The sequence below is a fragment of the Deinococcus frigens DSM 12807 genome, from assembly GCF_000701425.1.
GTDB lineage: Bacteria > Deinococcota > Deinococci > Deinococcales > Deinococcaceae > Deinococcus > Deinococcus frigens.
The window spans coordinates 1-15,536 of the sequence record NZ_JNIW01000068.1 but is presented as its reverse complement, the minus strand read 5'-3'; the positions used below and the strand labels follow the sequence as shown (position 1 = coordinate 15,536).

At 64.4% G+C, this 15,536-nt stretch carries 17 protein-coding genes; 7 read left to right on the top strand and 10 right to left on the bottom strand.

Annotation, left to right across the window (positions count from 1 at the left end; all coding sequences use genetic code 11):
• Positions 1–253 (top strand): hypothetical protein (locus Q322_RS24225; protein ID WP_029479109.1); only part of this gene is annotated, 253 nt, incomplete at its 5' end.
• A 266-nt stretch (positions 254–519) separates the two neighbouring features.
• The gene (locus Q322_RS0117160; RefSeq protein WP_029479108.1) at positions 520–1,038 is read left to right on the top strand and encodes a hypothetical protein; all 519 of its coding nucleotides are present in this window, start codon (positions 520–522) and stop codon (positions 1,036–1,038) included.
• 275 nt (positions 1,039–1,313) lie between these two features.
• Here Q322_RS0117160 and surE read toward each other — a convergent pair whose 3' ends face one another.
• The 7 genes from surE to Q322_RS0117125 all read right to left on the bottom strand — a co-directional run bounded on the left by surE (position 1,314) and on the right by Q322_RS0117125 (position 7,902).
• Positions 1,314–2,105 carry a 5'/3'-nucleotidase SurE gene (surE, locus tag Q322_RS0117155; protein ID WP_029479107.1) on the bottom strand — a complete coding sequence of 264 codons (792 nt, stop codon included), beginning with the start codon at positions 2,103–2,105 and terminating at the stop codon, positions 1,314–1,316.
• Positions 2,106–2,206: 101 nt separating this feature from the next.
• Positions 2,207–3,406: a tetratricopeptide repeat protein gene (locus Q322_RS0117150; protein ID WP_245593305.1), complete on the bottom strand. Its 1,200-nt coding sequence runs from the start codon at positions 3,404–3,406 to the stop codon at positions 2,207–2,209.
• Positions 3,407–3,549: 143 nt separating this feature from the next.
• Positions 3,550–4,152: a response regulator transcription factor gene (locus tag Q322_RS0117145; RefSeq protein ID WP_029479105.1), complete on the bottom strand. Its 603-nt coding sequence runs from the start codon at positions 4,150–4,152 to the stop codon at positions 3,550–3,552.
• Positions 4,153–4,240: 88 nt separating this feature from the next.
• Positions 4,241–5,371 (bottom strand): sensor histidine kinase, encoded by a 1,131-nt coding sequence (locus Q322_RS0117140; protein ID WP_051668709.1) that lies wholly within the window; start codon positions 5,369–5,371, stop codon positions 4,241–4,243.
• Positions 5,368–5,958 carry a DUF1349 domain-containing protein gene (locus Q322_RS0117135; RefSeq protein ID WP_029479103.1) on the bottom strand — a complete coding sequence of 197 codons (591 nt, stop codon included), beginning with the start codon at positions 5,956–5,958 and terminating at the stop codon, positions 5,368–5,370. The genes Q322_RS0117140 and Q322_RS0117135 overlap by 4 nt, the downstream gene beginning before the upstream one ends.
• Before the next feature lie 20 nt (positions 5,959–5,978).
• A complete protein-coding gene (locus tag Q322_RS0117130; RefSeq protein ID WP_029479102.1) occupies positions 5,979–6,800 on the bottom strand; it encodes an ABC transporter permease in 822 nt (273 codons plus the stop codon).
• Between the two features lie 208 nt (positions 6,801–7,008).
• Positions 7,009–7,902, bottom strand: coding sequence for an ABC transporter ATP-binding protein (locus Q322_RS0117125; protein ID WP_029479101.1), 894 nt, complete (start codon positions 7,900–7,902; stop codon positions 7,009–7,011).
• A 128-nt stretch (positions 7,903–8,030) separates the two neighbouring features.
• On the opposite strand from Q322_RS0117125, the gene Q322_RS0117120 reads away from it, so the two are divergent.
• The 3 genes from Q322_RS0117120 (at position 8,031) to Q322_RS0117110 (ending at position 11,300) form a co-directional block, all read left to right on the top strand.
• Positions 8,031–8,822: an NTP transferase domain-containing protein gene (locus Q322_RS0117120; RefSeq protein ID WP_029479100.1), complete on the top strand. Its 792-nt coding sequence runs from the start codon at positions 8,031–8,033 to the stop codon at positions 8,820–8,822.
• A 120-nt stretch (positions 8,823–8,942) separates the two neighbouring features.
• The gene (locus Q322_RS0117115) at positions 8,943–9,179 is read left to right on the top strand and encodes a ferredoxin family protein (protein ID WP_029479099.1); all 237 of its coding nucleotides are present in this window, start codon (positions 8,943–8,945) and stop codon (positions 9,177–9,179) included.
• A gap of 282 nt (positions 9,180–9,461) precedes the next feature.
• Complete coding sequence (locus tag Q322_RS0117110) at positions 9,462–11,300, top strand: DEAD/DEAH box helicase (protein WP_029479098.1); 1,839 nt, start codon at positions 9,462–9,464, stop codon at positions 11,298–11,300.
• Positions 11,301–11,406: 106 nt separating this feature from the next.
• On the opposite strand, the gene Q322_RS23560 is transcribed toward Q322_RS0117110, so the two are convergent.
• The 3 genes from Q322_RS23560 to Q322_RS0117100 form a co-directional block, all read right to left on the bottom strand.
• Complete coding sequence (locus Q322_RS23560; RefSeq protein WP_156953125.1) at positions 11,407–11,886, bottom strand: hypothetical protein; 480 nt, start codon at positions 11,884–11,886, stop codon at positions 11,407–11,409.
• Positions 11,887–11,998: 112 nt separating this feature from the next.
• Complete coding sequence (locus Q322_RS0117105; protein ID WP_051668708.1) at positions 11,999–12,412, bottom strand: type II toxin-antitoxin system VapC family toxin; 414 nt, start codon at positions 12,410–12,412, stop codon at positions 11,999–12,001.
• Entirely contained in the window at positions 12,409–12,711 is a 303-nt protein-coding gene (locus Q322_RS0117100; protein ID WP_162176637.1) for an AbrB/MazE/SpoVT family DNA-binding domain-containing protein, read from the bottom strand. Before Q322_RS0117100 ends, Q322_RS0117105 begins: the two co-directional genes overlap by 4 nt.
• Before the next feature lie 199 nt (positions 12,712–12,910).
• On the opposite strand from Q322_RS0117100, the gene ilvB reads away from it, so the two are divergent.
• Together ilvB and ilvN are read left to right on the top strand one after the other, a co-directional pair.
• Positions 12,911–14,701, top strand: a complete 1,791-nt coding sequence (ilvB, locus tag Q322_RS0117095) for a biosynthetic-type acetolactate synthase large subunit (protein ID WP_029479095.1) — start codon at positions 12,911–12,913, stop codon at positions 14,699–14,701.
• Entirely contained in the window at positions 14,698–15,306 is a 609-nt protein-coding gene (gene ilvN / locus Q322_RS0117090) for an acetolactate synthase small subunit (RefSeq protein ID WP_029479094.1), read from the top strand. Before ilvB ends, ilvN begins: the two co-directional genes overlap by 4 nt.
• Positions 15,307–15,536: the final 230 nt, after the last annotated feature.

Genomic DNA, 15,536 nt, shown 5'->3' with positions numbered 1-15,536 from the left:
ATCATTGATGATGCGTAAGCAAGCACTGGCACAGGGTTTCGCCCGCTGGTTCAGCGGGCGACGTCAGGTGGTGGAATCGGTATTTGCCCGGCTTCCCGGGTTGTTTGCCGTCAATCGGCCCCGTAGTAAGGGCATGTTGGGGTGGTGGGTACGGCTGAGCGCCAAAGTGGCGGCCTACCACCTGCTGCTTCGTCTGAATGCCGCTTGGGGGCGGCCTTTAGAAAGCCATTTGGACTTGCTCGCCCTGCCTTAAACCTATTGCGCATCAAGCGTTGAATGGGCGGGTCCTGCTGAACGTCGCTGATCTGGTCACCGCGCTGCGGGCCGGGGGGATTGATCTTCCTGATCAGCACGGCAATCTGGTGATGACCATGCAGGACGGTGACATTCAGATCATTGGACGGGATGACGCCGACGTTGCCACCCCGCTGTTCAGTTTTGCAGTGATACAGGATTGGGCTGCCCGGCGCGGCGTTCCTCACCGACGATATCCAGGGCCGGCGGTATCTGAACGCGTCGATGATGATCCCTTTTCTCAAACAGGCGGTCTCCTCTTCCCTACATCTGAATGGCCTGACCAATCCGGTGCTGAGTGTGGGACAGGTCAACTTGCAACTGGGGACCCCGGCAGCGCCCGTCAAGGCCGCCGATCTGCTGGCCTTCGCGCTGATCGACGAACGCCGGGTCAACAGCGCTCTCCCCCTGCCTGTGACGCTCTCAGTGTTGACCCAGAGCGGTCTGCGCGATCCACTTGCCCCGCAGTTGGTCATTCAGGGTCAGGACGGTCAACTCTACGCGGTGTTGCAGAACACCATGCGCCTGAAGGGTGTCGAGTCTGACGCCCTGAGCGTTCACAGCCTGAGCCGAGGAAGGCTGGACCTCACCTTGAACGGCCTGACCGCGCCTCTCATCGTCCGTTCTATTGACGCCTTGGACGCCGCCACCGCCCAGGGGAAAGAGGCCGTCCTCGTCTACAAGCTGGACGCCTCGGACCTGCGGGATCTGAAGCTGACACTCAGGAGTTGCACCTATGAATAGCGCGGGAGCAGCGTCCCAGACGATAAATCTTGACCTGCTCGCGTGGGGCGGTTTCTGCCATTCTCTCGCCTTCCTCCGCTCGCTTGCATCTCAAAAGCTCAGTGTCTCAATGCTGTCGTCACGCCTTTCATCATTTTCCCGAACCGATCACGCCTATCCAATTTCGCCAGACCAGTCTGGCGATTACTCTGGGATTCTCCCGCCAGGAGAGGTTTTTTCTGATTATGCAGGTGCAACTCCTGAGTAACACCTGTGCCCGCCTCCCAGTTCAAAATTCAGTCTCCCTGAACCTCTGGCAGGTAGCCCCCCACCTGCTCCAGCAAGTCGCGCGCCGTCAGGTCCAATCGCACCGGGGTCACGCTGATCATTCCACTTTGCACCGCGCCGTAATCGGTTCCCTCGTCCTGGGCGTCCTCGGCGCGGCTGACCCCGGCGACCCAGTGGTAGTCGCGGCCCTCGGGGTCCTGACGGGTCACCACGCTGTCCTCCCAGCGGTGGTGGCCCACCCCCGTGACACGCACGCCCGACGCTGAGCGGCTGGGGAAATTGACGTTCAGCAGCGTGCGCGGCGGTAGGCCGTGGGCCAGCACCTGCCGGGCCAGTCGGGCGGCGTAGGCGGCACCGGCGGAAAAGTTGTATTCGCCGTCCGGCCCACTTTGCTGGCTAAAGGCAATCGCGGGCAGTCCCAGCGACAGCCCCTCGATGGCCGCCGCCACCGTGCCGGAATGCGTCAGGTCATCGCCCAGATTGGGGCCGAGATTGATGCCGCTGACCACCAGATCGGGCCGCCCGAGCAGATGCACGCCCAGCACCACGCAGTCGGCGGGCGTGCCGTCCACCCGGTAGGCCGGAATGTCACCGAAGCCCGCCGAGGCCGTGTGCTTGAACCGCAGCGGGCGGCGGATGGTGATGCCGTGACCCACGGCGGACTGCTCCACATCCGGGGCGACCACCGTCACGTCGGCAAATTCGCTCATGGCGAGGCCCAGTGCCTTGATGCCCGGCGAGAAGATGCCGTCGTCGTTGGACACCAGAACTCGGGGCCGTGCGGTTGAAAATTGACTCATCCCCCTCAGGCTAGCGCGGCGGCGTCAGGGTGGAGTCTGAAGAATGACACGAAAGTGCCCCCGCCCGGTCAGGGGCGGAGGCGTCGGAGAAACAACCGAACTTACTTGCCCTGCTGCGCCAGCCTCAGAAAGTAGGCGCTGGATTTGTCGTTGGGGTCCAGGGCCACGGCGCGGCCATACGCCTCGGCGGCCCCAGCATAGTTTTTGGCCTCGTAGCGGGTGCGGCCCAGCCAGGCCCAGGCTTTGGCGTAGTCGGGGTTCTGGGCGGCGGCCTGCTGAAAACCGCTCTCCGCCGCCTTATCGCCGCCCGAATATTTGCTGTAGGCGGCGCGGAAGGTCCGCACGGCGTCCAGGCCGTACTGCGCGCCCTCCTGCGCCAGCGCGAGGTTGAATTTGTCGGCGGCGTCGGCTGTCGGCAGGACACTGGCCCCCTGGTACGCCTCCAGCGCGGCCTGGGCGTTGCCGCTGTCCAGCGCCAGCCGCCCGGCCTGCCGCCACGCCTCGGTGAAGTTGGGGGCGCTGCGGGCGGCGGCCTGGAATCCAGCCAGCGCCTGTTCCCTGCGGCCAGCGTCCAGATCGGCATACGCGCGGCTGAAGGCCCCGGTGGCGGCGGGGCCGTAATCGGCGGCCTTCTGGGCCAAGCCCTGGAAATACTTCAGGGTCTTGTCGCCGGGCGTCAGGGCGGTGGCCTGACGGTACAGCGTCTGGGCGCGGGCGTAATCGCCGCCTTCCAGCGCGGTGCGGGCGGCCCAGCCCGCGCACTGGGCGCTCTGGGGATCGAAGTTCAGGCACTCCGCGAAGTAGCGGGCGGCCAGGTCCGGCTGGTCGCGAACGTAGGCCGAGTACCCCAGGTTGTACTGCGCCAGGCCAGCCTGCTGGGCCTCCGGGCTGCCGGGGACGGCGGGCACGGCCTTGAAGTAGGCGGCCCAGGTCACCTCGGCCTGACGCCAGAAACCGACCTCGGTGTAAATCTGGGCGCGGAGCTTGAGGTGGTCGGCGTTGCCGGGTTCAGCCAGGACGGCGGCCTCGGCGGCAGAGGCGGCCTGCGTCCATAGCGCCTGATCGATATTGGCGCTGCCCCTGGGGTACGTCCTGCGGGCCTCGGCGGCAAATTTCTGCGCGGCGGCGGCGGCATCTGCGGCGCTGGGGTAGGTCACGGGCTGGGGGGCGAAGGCGGATTGACCAGCGGGCTGCGTACTGGGCTGGGCAGTGTCCTGGGCCAGGGCGGGAGCGGCGCTCAGCCCCAGCACCATCAGGGCGCGGACGGCCAGGGAAACGGACGGGCGTTTGGGAGTGGACATCTGGAAAACCTCCTGGAAAGCAGGGCTGAGTGGACGGCGGCGAATGCTCCTTCCGACCCTAGGCGTGGGCCGTGGGCAGTTCGTGAGAACGTCTCATGCCCGGTCCATGCTCGGTTGAGTCTTCGGGGGCTTTCGAGAAACTCTTACAGCCAGCCGCGTTCCCGCGCCGTCCGGGCGGCCTCGGTGCGGTTTTCCGCGCCCAGCTTGCCGATGGCTTCGGACAGATAGTTGCGGACGGTGCCTTCGGATAGATGCAGCCGGGCGGCGATGGCGGAGGTGCTGGCCCCGCCCTCGGCCTCCGCCAGCACCTGACGCTCACGCTCGGTCAGCGGGGAGGCGTCGGCCCAGGCTTCCCCGGCTAACCCTGGGTCAATGGCCCGGCCCCCGGCGTGGACGCGGCGGATGGCGTCGGCCAGTTGGCTGGCAGGGGCGTCCTTGAGCAGGTACCCGCGCGCCCCGACTTCCAGCGCCCGCCGCAGGTAGCCGCCCCGCGCAAAGGTGGTCACGATGATCACCCGCACCCCCGGCAGCTCGGCCCGCACCCGCCCGGCCAGGTCCAGGCCACTCAGCCGGGGCATCTCGATGTCGGTGACCAGCACGTCCGGTTTCAGCTCGCGCGCCGCGTTCAGGGCTGCCTCGCCGTCTGCCGACTGCCCCACCACCTCCAGGTCATCCTCGAGCGACAGCAATGCGGAGAGTGCGCCCAGCACCAGCGCCTGATCCTCGGCCAGCAGGACGCGAATCATGGGCATGCCTGGCGGCGTTGAAAGTTGATGGTTAAAAGTTGATGGAAAAAATAACCATCAACCATCAACCGTTCACCATCAACACTCTTCACCCCCGCACCAGTCCGCCCACGCCCGCCTCCTGCGCCGCCGGAATCTGCGCCGTCAGCGTCGTGCCGCCCTCGCCCCGGCGTTCCAGCGTGCCGCCAATGGCGCGCAGGCGTTCGCGCATGCCGGTCAGGCCGCTGCCCTCGGCGTTCAGGCCGCCCACGCCATCGTCGCGCACCGTCAGGCGGTGGCCGTTGCCGCTGGGGGCCAGGGAAATCCAGACCTCCTTGGCGCGGGCGTGGCGCACGATGTTGGTCACGGCCTCGCGCAGCAGCACGGCGGCGCTGGCCTCTGTGGCGGGGGGCAGTTCGGGCAGGCTGGCAGTCACATTCAGTTTGACGCCCGCCGCGTCCAGCGCCACCTTCGCGCGGGCCAGTTCCGCATTCAGGCCGCTGCCCTGGTAGCCGCGCACCGCCGAACGCACTTCCTGAAGCGCCTCGCGGGAAATGCGCTCCACCTCGCGGATTTCCTGGGCGGCGCGGGCCGGGTCACGTTCGGCCAGACGGCTTGCCAGTTCGCTTTTCAGCACAATCACGCTCAGGGTATGGCCCAGGATGTCGTGCAGATCGCGGGCGATGCGCTCGCGTTCGGCGTCAGCGGCCAGTTTTTCCTTCTCGGCCTGAACCTGAACCAGTTGCTGATCGGCCACATTGCGGCGGTAAGAGGAGTGGTTGGCGTAGGCGGCCACCAGCGTGAACACCATGTTCGGCCCCAGCCAGGCCAGGTCCTCTACCGTGTATTGCCCGGACCACAGCGGCAGGACCATGATCATCGCATTGAACATTGCCAGCCCCAGCGCCAGCGACACCCGCCCCTGATACCCGATGATGCTGCCGCCGTAGATCAGGAAGGCCGTGACGCCGCCGCCCACCACCGGAAACAGCACGGCGTAGGCCAGCAGCGTGTAGACCCAGCCCGCCAGCGCCCAGCCGGGGCCAGCACTCCTGAGAAAAAACACCCTCGAATACACCGCCAGGAAGCCCGCCAGCACGCCCCAGAACAGTAGCCACTCGCCGGGCGGACGCGGATGACCGAAGAACCCCAGGATGGGATAGGCCAGGAACATCAGCCAGAACAGCGGGAAGATGGCCCAGAAGTTGAATTTCTTTCTGGCGGGCGGGCAGGCGGTCATGGCTCACTCAATTCATTCAGCGGGCGGCGGTCTGCCCCGGACAACTGGAAGTCTTTAAAGGTGACCCGGAAGCCCTCGCGCTGGGGGCTACAGGCCATCACGCCTACGCAGGCGCGCAAGCCAGGGGGAAACGGAGCCACACGCAGCAGTGTCCAGCGCCCATTTTCATCGGCGCGGGCGTGCAGGATCAGAGCGTCGTCCCGGCGGATCATGCGGAAGGTCACCTCTGAATGATCGTCGGCGGGCTGCACGCTCCAATCGGACTTCTCGTGCGTGACCACGGCGCTCCATTGCTGCTTTCCCACGTATTCCACCCCCACCTTGCACCAGTGCTGTTCGCTGGCCCGCAGCATCAAACCGGCCTGATCGTAGAGTTCCCCGTACTCGCCGCGCACCCGCACGCTGGCCGTGAATTCGTCCGGGGCCTCGCGCAAAAAGGCGTGGCCGTCGTCATGGATAAAGCCGTACTGCGTTTCGCGCCAGAAGTCGCCCCCCTTGGCAGTGACGACTTCCAGCGTTGAATCCGTATTCACGGCCCACTGTTGCGGTTCGGCGTGCCACCCGAAGGCTTTCCAGGACTCGGACATGGGTCTATTGTCCTCCAGAATCACAGGCCGCGCGCTTCATCCTTCTTCAGGCCCCAGATCGCCAGGCCGCCGAAAACAGCCGCGTACAGCGCCAGGTACAGCCAGTGGGTCAGCTCGCCGGAGGTGTTGCCCGTCACGCTGCCCCAGCCGATCTGCGCCAGGTGGTAGGTGGGCAGGTACGGCGCAAGCTCCTGCATCGCGCGGGGCAGTGCATTCAGCGGCACGAACAGCCCGCTGGCAAAGGACATCAGCACGCTGACCACGTTGGCGATCACGTTGGCAGCGGTGGGGTTGACCAGGAAGCCGATCATGAAACCCAGCGCAATCAGCGGCACGCTGCCCAACAGCAGCTTGCCCAGAATGGTCAGCACCAGCCCCAGCGGCAGCGTCACGCCGCCCGCAAAGTGCGCGAAGGTATACAGCAGCGTCAGGCTCAGGCCACTAAACAGCAGCGCGGCCACCACCTTGCCCAGAAAGTACAGCGGCGCGGGCATGGGCGAGGCCCGCAGCAACCGCAGCCAGCCGCCCGTGCGCTCGGCAGCCACCGCCAGTCCAAAGGAGTACATGGCGAGGGTCAGCAGCGAATACGTGCCGAAACTGACCATAATGTAGCGCCCGACGTTGGTGCCGTCCGGCATTTGCTCGTTCACGTTGGGCAGCCCGAACAGCGCGAACCACAGGACCGGAAAGCCCACGGTGCCGATAAAGAACATCGGGTTGCGGACCATGCGCCGCAGTTCCGAGAGAATTAGTTGCCCCAGCGCGGGCAGCGGCGCGGCCTGACGGGTGGCGGAGGTGGGGGCGGGGAGGGTCACGGTGGGTTGGGTGGTGGTCTGGGTCATGGGGGTGGCTCCTTTCGGGGATTTGGAGGGTGATTTTGAAATGGATATGAGGGTGTGGCTCTCTGCGGTTTAACCCCTCCGCCCCTTCGGGGCACCTCCCCTCAAGGGGAGGCAAGTTTCGGTGGGCTTTTCTTGGCTCCCCTTGAGGGGAGCTGGCCGCAAAGCGGACTGAGGGGTTTTCATGGGAGCCACCCAGAAAACCCCACCGTCAACCCGCCTTCTTCGTCTCAGCCGTCAAACTCAGGAAGGCGTCTTCCAGACTCGCCCGGCTGACTTCCAACCCCTTAAAGGCCACGTTGCGGGCGAACAGGGCGCGCAGGACTTCTTCCGGCTCCCGCGTCCGCACGTCGGCATGGCCGCGTGAATCCACGGTGGCGGCCTCTACACCCGGCAGACTCTCCAGCTCGGCCAGCACCAGATCAGAGGTGAAGCGCACCCGGCTGGTCAGCACGCTGCCGCGCAGGCTTTCGGGGGTGCCGTCGGCCAGGACGGTCCCGGCGTTCATGACCACCACGCGGTCTGCGGTGCGCTCGGCTTCCTCCAGGTAATGCGTGGTCAGCAGGATGGTGCGCCCGGCAGCTTTCAGGCCGTCCACAGCGGCCCAGAACGCCTGACGCGAGGAGGCGTCCATGCCCGTCGTCGGCTCGTCCAGAAACAGCACCTGCGGGTTGCCCACCACCGCCAGCGCAAAGGCCAGTCGCCGCACCTGTCCGCCGGAGAGTGCGCCCGCGCGGCGTCCGGACACATCGCCCAGTTGCGCCAGTCCCAGCGTCTTATCCACGGCCAGCGGCGCGGGATACAGGCGGGAAAACAGTGTGGCCGCCTCACGCACCGTCAGCGCCTGGGGAATCGCACTTTCCTGCGGCATGGAGCCGATACCCGCGCGCACAGAGTCGTGCCTGGGGTCCTTGCCCAGCACGCGCACACTGCCCCGCGTGGGCCTTGCCAGCCCCAGCATCAGCGAAATGGCGGTGGTCTTCCCCGCCCCGTTCGGCCCCAGCAGCGCGGTCAATTCCCCGGCCCGCACGTCCAGCGTCAGGTTAGCCAGCGCCCGCACTTTGCCAAAGGTTTTATCCACGCCGCTCAGCTCTATCGCGTTCATGGGGCCATGTTCGGCTTTTCGGATGCTGGGGCGTAGTGCCGGGTGTCAGGGGGTGGGGGTGACAGTTGTCACTTTTAGGAAACTGTCCGACGGTTCAAATCCTCAGCCCTCTGCTACCCTGAACCGCGATGACTGCAAAAGAAACCGTGCGCTACAGCGCCGTGGTGCTGGGCGGCGGCGATCCGGGCGACGAGTTCGCGGCGGCGCACGGCGTGCCGGTCAAGCCGCTGATTCCGGTGAACGGTAAGCCGATGGCGCTGTACGTGCTGCGCGCCCTGCACGGCAGCGGGCGGGTGGCCCGCATCGCCTACGTCGGCCCCACCACCCCCGAGATCGAGACCCTGATCGATCTGCGCGTGACCGACAACGGCTCACTGCTGGGCAATCTGGAGGCCGGAGTAGAGGCGCTGGAAGCGGGCGGCATCCGCAAGGGCGAGCGCGTGCTGGTGGTCACGGCAGACATTCCGATGCTGGTGGCTGACGAGGTGCGCGACGTGCTGGACAGCGCCCCCACCGATGCTGCTCTGGTGTACCCGGTAGTCCGGCGCGAGGTCTGCGAGGCGGCGTATCCCGGCGTCAAGCGCACCTACGCGCGGCTGCGGGGCGGCTCGTTCACCGGGGGCAATCTGTTTATCCTCGATCTGGCACTGATCGGCCAGTTTTTGCCCCGCCTGCGCGAGGTCCTGGCAGCGCGCAAGGCCCCGCTGAGGCTGGCGGGCCTGATCGGGCCGGGCGTGCTGATCAAGTTGCTGACAGGCCGCCTGACGGTGGAGGCGCTGGAGGCAAAGGTTTCGGACATTCTGGGCGTACAGGCCCGCGCCCTGATCACGCCCCACGCGGCGGTGGGCACGGACGTGGACAAGGACGAGGATCTGGCGCTGGCCGAGGCGTCTCTGGGACGGGGAAAAGCCCCGGCCTGAGGGTGAACGGGGTCAGGAGGCCGGGGGCGTGATGGCTCAATCTTTGACCTCCGCCGCCCCCCGAAAAGCTGTGCCCATTCACCCTTGCGCCGCTCCGAGCGTCTGTGCATACTGTCCTCCATGACCCATATCATCACCAGTCCGTGTATTGGCACCAAGGATCAGGCTTGCACCGAGGTCTGCCCGGTGGAATGTATCTACGACGCCGGAGAGATGTACCTGATCCACCCCGACGAGTGCATCGACTGCGGCGCGTGCGTCCCCGCCTGCCCGGTCAGCGCCATCTTCCCCGAGGAGGACGTGCCCGCCGGGGAGGAGAGCTTCATCGCCCGCAATTACGAGTTCTTCGGGGCCTGACCTTCAGTTGTGTCCTTCCTGCCCACGGTCCCGCGCCGGGGCTTTTTTTGTGCTCTGCCGCAGCGGATCGGACGGGCTGATCACAGCCCCTGCACCCCTTGCACTCTGCCCGAAAGCCGTGTATCATTTTTCTTCGTGCGCTGACCAGGAAGGGCCTGGCAGCCGGAAGGTGCCCCCACTTTCAATATCCACGATGTGCCGCTCAGAGCAAAGTAAAGCTCTATGGGATTCAAAGGCATTTGTTGGTCACTGGGGTTACGTGCTTTCCCGAAAGGACTACAAATGAACTTTGACCAACTGATTGCGCCCGAACTCGCGGCGCGTCTCGCCGAACGCGGCATTACCGAAGCCACCCCGATTCAGGAAGACAGCCTGCCCCAGACCCTGGAAGGCCGTGACCTGATTGGCCGCGCCCGCACCGGCACTGGCAAGACCCTGGCCTTCGCCCTGCCGATCATCAGCAAGCTGGAGGGCAGCCGCGAACGTGGCCGCCTGCCCCGCGCCATCGTGATCATGCCCACCCGCGAGCTGGCCAAGCAGGTGGCGGAAGAATTCAGCAAGACCGGCGTTGACCTAGCCACCGTGACCGTCTACGGCGGCGCGGCTTACGCCCCCCAGGAAAACGCGCTGCGCCGTGGCGTGGACGTGATCGTCGGCACCCCCGGACGCCTGATCGATCACCTGGAACGCGGCAACATTAACCTGAGCGGCGTGCAGTTCGCCGTGCTGGACGAGGCCGACGAGATGCTGAGCGTGGGCTTTGCCGAGGCGATTGAAACCATCCTCCAGAACGCGCCCGCAGACCGTCAGACCATGCTGTTCAGCGCCACCATCAGCCAGGAAGTCAAGCGCCTGAGCCAGAAGTACATGCAAAATCCCATCGTGGTGGACACCGTCGGATCGGGCAAGAATCAGACCGCGCAGACCGTGGAACACCTCAAGGTGCGCGTGGGCCGCAGCCGCACCCGCGTGCTGGCCGATCTGCTGACCGTCTACAACCCCGAAAAGGCGATTGTGTTTACCCGCACCAAGCGCGAGGCCGATGAGCTGGCCAACGAGCTGATCCACCGTGGCCTGGAAGCCGAGGCGCTGCACGGCGATCTGGCCCAGAGCCAGCGTGAGCGTGCGCTGGGAGCCTTCCGCAGCGGGCGTGCGGGCGTGCTGGTGGCCACCGACGTGGCCGCCCGTGGCCTGGACATCCCCGAAGTCGATCTGGTGGTGCAGTTCCACCTGCCCCAGGACCCCGACAGCTACATCCACCGTTCGGGCCGCACCGGACGCGCAGGCCGCACCGGGACCGCCATCATCATGTACGGCGACCGCGAGAACCGCGAGATGTCCGGCCTGGAGCGCGTGACCGGCGTGCGTTTCATTGAGCGCCAGATTCCCACGCCCGCCGAAGTGGCCGCCGCCAGCGCCCGCGCCGGGGCCGACATGATCCGCAAGGTGGACCCCACTGTGGCCGCCAACTTCCAGGAGCAGGCCGAGATGCTGTTCAGCGAACTGGGCCTGGAAGCCCTGGCCCGTGCCCTGGCCAAGATCAGCGGCGTGACCGAGCCTGCCAAGGCCGCCAGCCTGCTGAGCGGTGAGGAAGGGTTGACTACCATCCTGATCCACGGCGAGCGTCTGAGCGTGGCCCGCACCGTGGCCCTGCTGGCCCGCAACGGCGACGTGGACACCCGCCGTCTGGGTAAAGTGCGCCAGTGGCGCGGCGGCACTGTAGCCGACATCCCCACCGAATTCCTGGCCAAGCTGATGGCCGCCAACCCGCTGGAAGGCGACATCCAGATCGAAGTCGCCAAGGAACTGCCCGAACTGTTCGAGCAGCCCACCCGTGAGCGCCGCGACGGCGGTTACCAGGGCGGAGGCCGTGGGCGCAGCAGCCGCGACGAGGGCGGCTACCGTGGACAGGGCGGCGGCTATCAGGGCGGACGCAGCAACCAGGCCAGCGGAGGCTACCAGGGCCAGGGCGGCGGCAACCGTGGTGGTCAGAGCAACGCTGGACAGGGCGGAGGCCAGGGCCGCTGGAGCCGTGATGACCGTGGCAGCAACAACAACAGCGGTGGCAACAGCACCCGCCGCGAGGAATTCGCCGACCGCGAGTTCGTGAACAACCGCTAAGCAAGAGGAAACGAGAAGCGCCTCTGCCGGGAAGGTGGGGGCGTTTTTTGTGGGTCTACACAACATCAATTTTTTTAGCCTGCCGAAAAATTGTCTCCCACTATTTTTATTCTTCAGGCGGTAGGAGAAACTCAAATCCCTTTTTGATGAAGAATATTTCATCCCCCGGAGATAGTTTTAAAACACCCTGAAAACCAACTACCACACTACTATGGACGTGGATTGACCCATCACTGATTAAAGCCCAAAGTTCATCAGCAATATCTTGTGCATCATACAATATATCCTCATTGGATTCTGACAGATAAGTCGTGAAGTCAACTACTCCGTCATTGTATTTAAATACAATAGCCTGGTGGCTATCAGTTATAAGGCCCAGAGCAGCCGTTATCAAGTTGAGGTAAATACCACCAATGATACGAGATTTAGGCAAGTCACAACGCCGCTCTGTCATCTCTAGGTCATCTCCCAATTCTTGAATCCATAAGGCAGCACCAGGCTCATCAAATGGCTCTGCCCTTTGTCTTCTATTCCGCAATTTTTGATCCCACAATCTAGCGGTCAACTCATCTGGTGATTTGGACATTTTAACCTCATGTCTTCAACTGTGATCATACGGTCAACGGCTGGCGTCAGAAAGGATGGAGCCGAGAGTTTAAGCTTAACAGTTTTCTATCACGATCACGATACGGCAGTTTCTAAATTTTCATAGGGTCAACCAAGTTCAAGCTCGTAAACACGCTGTCATACACCGTGCGGTCAAAACTCATCACATTCAGGCCGTGATATTCGGCGTGCGCGGCGATCAGGAAGTCAGGGAGAATCCGGCGAGGCAGGCTTCCTGCGCGGCGCAGTTGGGCGTACTGCCCCTGCCTGACTCCGGCCAGTTCCCAGACAGCCTGAGGCATGGCCCACAGCACAGAAACTCTGGTCAGGGTCAACCAGTTCTGGTATCGGCTCCAGTCTGGCCCGGCCCGCAGTTCGCTATACACGGTTGGCGAGATGACATACCCCTGATGCTGTTCCCGAATCAAGGCCGACAGCGCTTCCGCATGCCTGGAATCCGCTGACTCCAGCGCGGAAATAATGACGTTTGTATCCAGAGAGATCACTCCTGCTGCGCCTCGTCGTCATACTCTGTCCAGCCGCGCATTTCCCTGACTTCCTGATAAGCATCTCGCGCCGAACCGCCCGAGCTGATGTGCTGCCGGGTTATCGCCTCAAAGTCGCTGGCGGCGGGGGTCAGGTGCAATTGGCCATCACGAACTTGGATGGCAACCTTATCCCCCGGCTGCAAGCGGAGCTGTCTGAATGCCTCAGCAGGAATGGTGATTTGCCGCTTGCTGCTGATGGTTCCCTGAAAGGTTTTCTCCAGTTCCCCTTTCTTGGCGAGCTGCTGCTTGGTGGTCATGACCAAGCCTAGCATTTCTATTCTCCCTGATTCATCTAGCCCACCTTGCCCCAACTCCCCTTAAAGCCGTAAGCTGTACGGCATGAGTGCGAACCTCGTGGTCGTAATTCTCAGCGTCGGGGGTTTCCGAGGCTGAGCAATACGCCATGCCGCACACCCCCGCCCCAGTCGAGGCGGGGATTTTTTTTGAGGAGGCTTCATGGGACAGGCAGACGGGCAGGACCAACAGGGCAAGGACTTGAGCAGGGGCGAGATGACTGGCGCGAAGGCGCTGTGGGCCACGCTGGCAAACCACGGCATCAGCACCGTGTTCGGCTATCCCGGCGGCGCGATCATGCCGGTGTACGACGCGCTGACCTATTACCCGGAGGTGCGGCATGTGCTGGGGCGGCACGAACAGGGATCCATTCACGCCGCTGAAGGCTGGGCCAAGGCGACGGGCGAAATCGGCGTGTGCATTGCAACCTCTGGCCCCGGCGCAACCAACCTGGTCACGGGTCTGGCCGACGCCATGATGGACAGCGTGCCTTTGCTGGCAATCACGGGGAACGTGGCCCGGCATCTGATGGGAACTGACGCCTTTCAGGAGGCCGACATCACCGGGATCACCCTGCCCGTCACCAAGCACAATTACGTGGTGCGCGACGTGGAGGAACTGCCCCAGATCATCGCCGAGGCCATCCGTATTGCCCGCACCGGACGCCCCGGACCCGTGCTGGTGGACATCCCTAAAGACGTGCAGATGGCCCCCTACGCGGGCGAGATTCCCACGCCGCACGCACGCCCAGAGATTCCCGCACCGTCGGATGAGTCCATTCAGCGGGCGCTGGAGCTGCTGAAAAGCGCGAAGAAGCCTGTGATTATGGCGGGCGGCGGTTCGCTGGATTCCTCCACCGAGATCACTGCGCTGGCCCGTGCCTGGGATATTCCAGTGATTACCACCCTGATGGGCCTGGGAGCCTTTCCCGCCAGCGATCCGCTGTGGCTGGGCATGCCGGGAATGCACGGCAGCGTGGCCGCCAACCGCGCCATCAGCGAGGCCGACGTGCTGCTGGGCATCGGCCTGCGCTTTGATGACCGCGTGACCGGGCGGGTCAACGGCTTTGCGCCCAACGCCGCGATCATTCACATTGAGCTGGACGCCGCCGAGATTGGCAAGATCATCCGCACGCATGTGCCGGTGCGCGGGGACGCGAAAGTGGCCGCTGCTAAACTGACCGAGAACGCCGTGAAGGGCGTCTGGCCCGAATGGACCGCGCAGATCACCGAGTGGAAGGGCCGCAACGAGACCCCGGACCACTGGGGCGCGGGTTACGCGGTCAAGGCCGTGGTGGACCGCCTGACCCCGGACGACATTCTGAGCAGCGACGTCGGGCAGCACCAGATGCTGTGCGCGCAACTGGCCCGCTTTGAAAAGCCCCGGCGCTGGCTCAACTCCGGCGGGCTGGGAACGATGGGCTTCGGGTTTCCGGCGGCCATCGGCGCGGGCATGGCCGAACCGGATGTCCGCAGCATCGTGATTGCGGGCGACGGCGGTTTTCAGATGACGGCGCAGGAGCTTGCCACGCTGAAGATGTACGACATCCGCAACGTCAAGATCTGCATCATCAACAATTCCTACCTGGGCATGGTGCGTCAGTGGCAGGAGATGTTCCACGGCAAGCGCTACTCGGAAGTGTGGCTGGGCGACAGCAACCCCGACTTCCTGAAACTGGCCGACGCCTACGACGTGCCGGGCTACCGCGCCAGCAGTATCGAGGAGTTGCCGGGCGCAATTGATGCGTGGCTGAATGACCCCAAATCCGCCCTGCTGGAAGTGGTGGTGCCGCACGAACACGGCGTCTTCCCGATGGTTCCCGCCGGAGCAGCGCTGTACGAGATGATTGAATCCGATCCCAAGCGGGCCGCTCAGTTGAAAGAACAACTGGCCGACGCCCCCATGAACACCGCGTCTATAGAAGAGATTGCCGAGGAGGCGCGCAACGCATGACCGATCCTGTCCCCTACGATCAACTGCTGTCCATCCTGGTGCGCGACGAGCCGCGCGTGCTGACCCGCATCACGGCGCTGTTCGGGCGGCGCGGCTACAACATCAAGAGCCTCAGCGTGGGCAACACCGAACACCCCGGCGTCTCGCGCATGACCATCGTGGTTCACGGTGACCGGGGCGTGGTGGAGCAGGCCATCCGCCAGCTAGAGAAGCTGCACGACGTGGTAAAGATCATTGACCACAGCCTGGAAAAATACGTGGACCGCGAACTGGTGCTGGTCAAGGTGGCGATTACTCCCGAAAGCCGCGTGGAAGTGCGCCAGATCGCCGAGGACTTCCGCAGCCGGATCGTGGACGTGGGCCGCCACGCCCTGACCTTTGAAGTGACGGGCGACGAGGGCAAGCTGACCGCCTTTATCGAGCAGATGCGCCCCTTTGGGATTCTGGAAACCATGCGGACGGGCCGCATTGCCCTGACGCGCGGCAGCAACGCGGACATCGCCAGTCACATCTACCATGAGGGCGAATCTGAGGCTTTACGGCCCGTGGTGGAAGGGTTGGAAGCGCGGGAAGAGCGGGCGCGCGGGGTTCCGAATCTGTTCTGACGAGGAGATTAAATTGCTTAGCAGGCAGTTTGAAGGGGTGGGTCCCACGGTTTAACCCCTCCGGTCCTCCGGGGCACCTCCCCTTAGAAACGCTCGATGCGCAATAGGTTTAAGGCAGGGCGAGCAAGTCCAAATGGCTTTCTAAAGGCCGCCCCCAAGCGGCATTCAGACGAAGCAGCAGGTGGTAGGCCGCCACTTTGGCGCTCAGCCGTACCCACCACCCCAACATG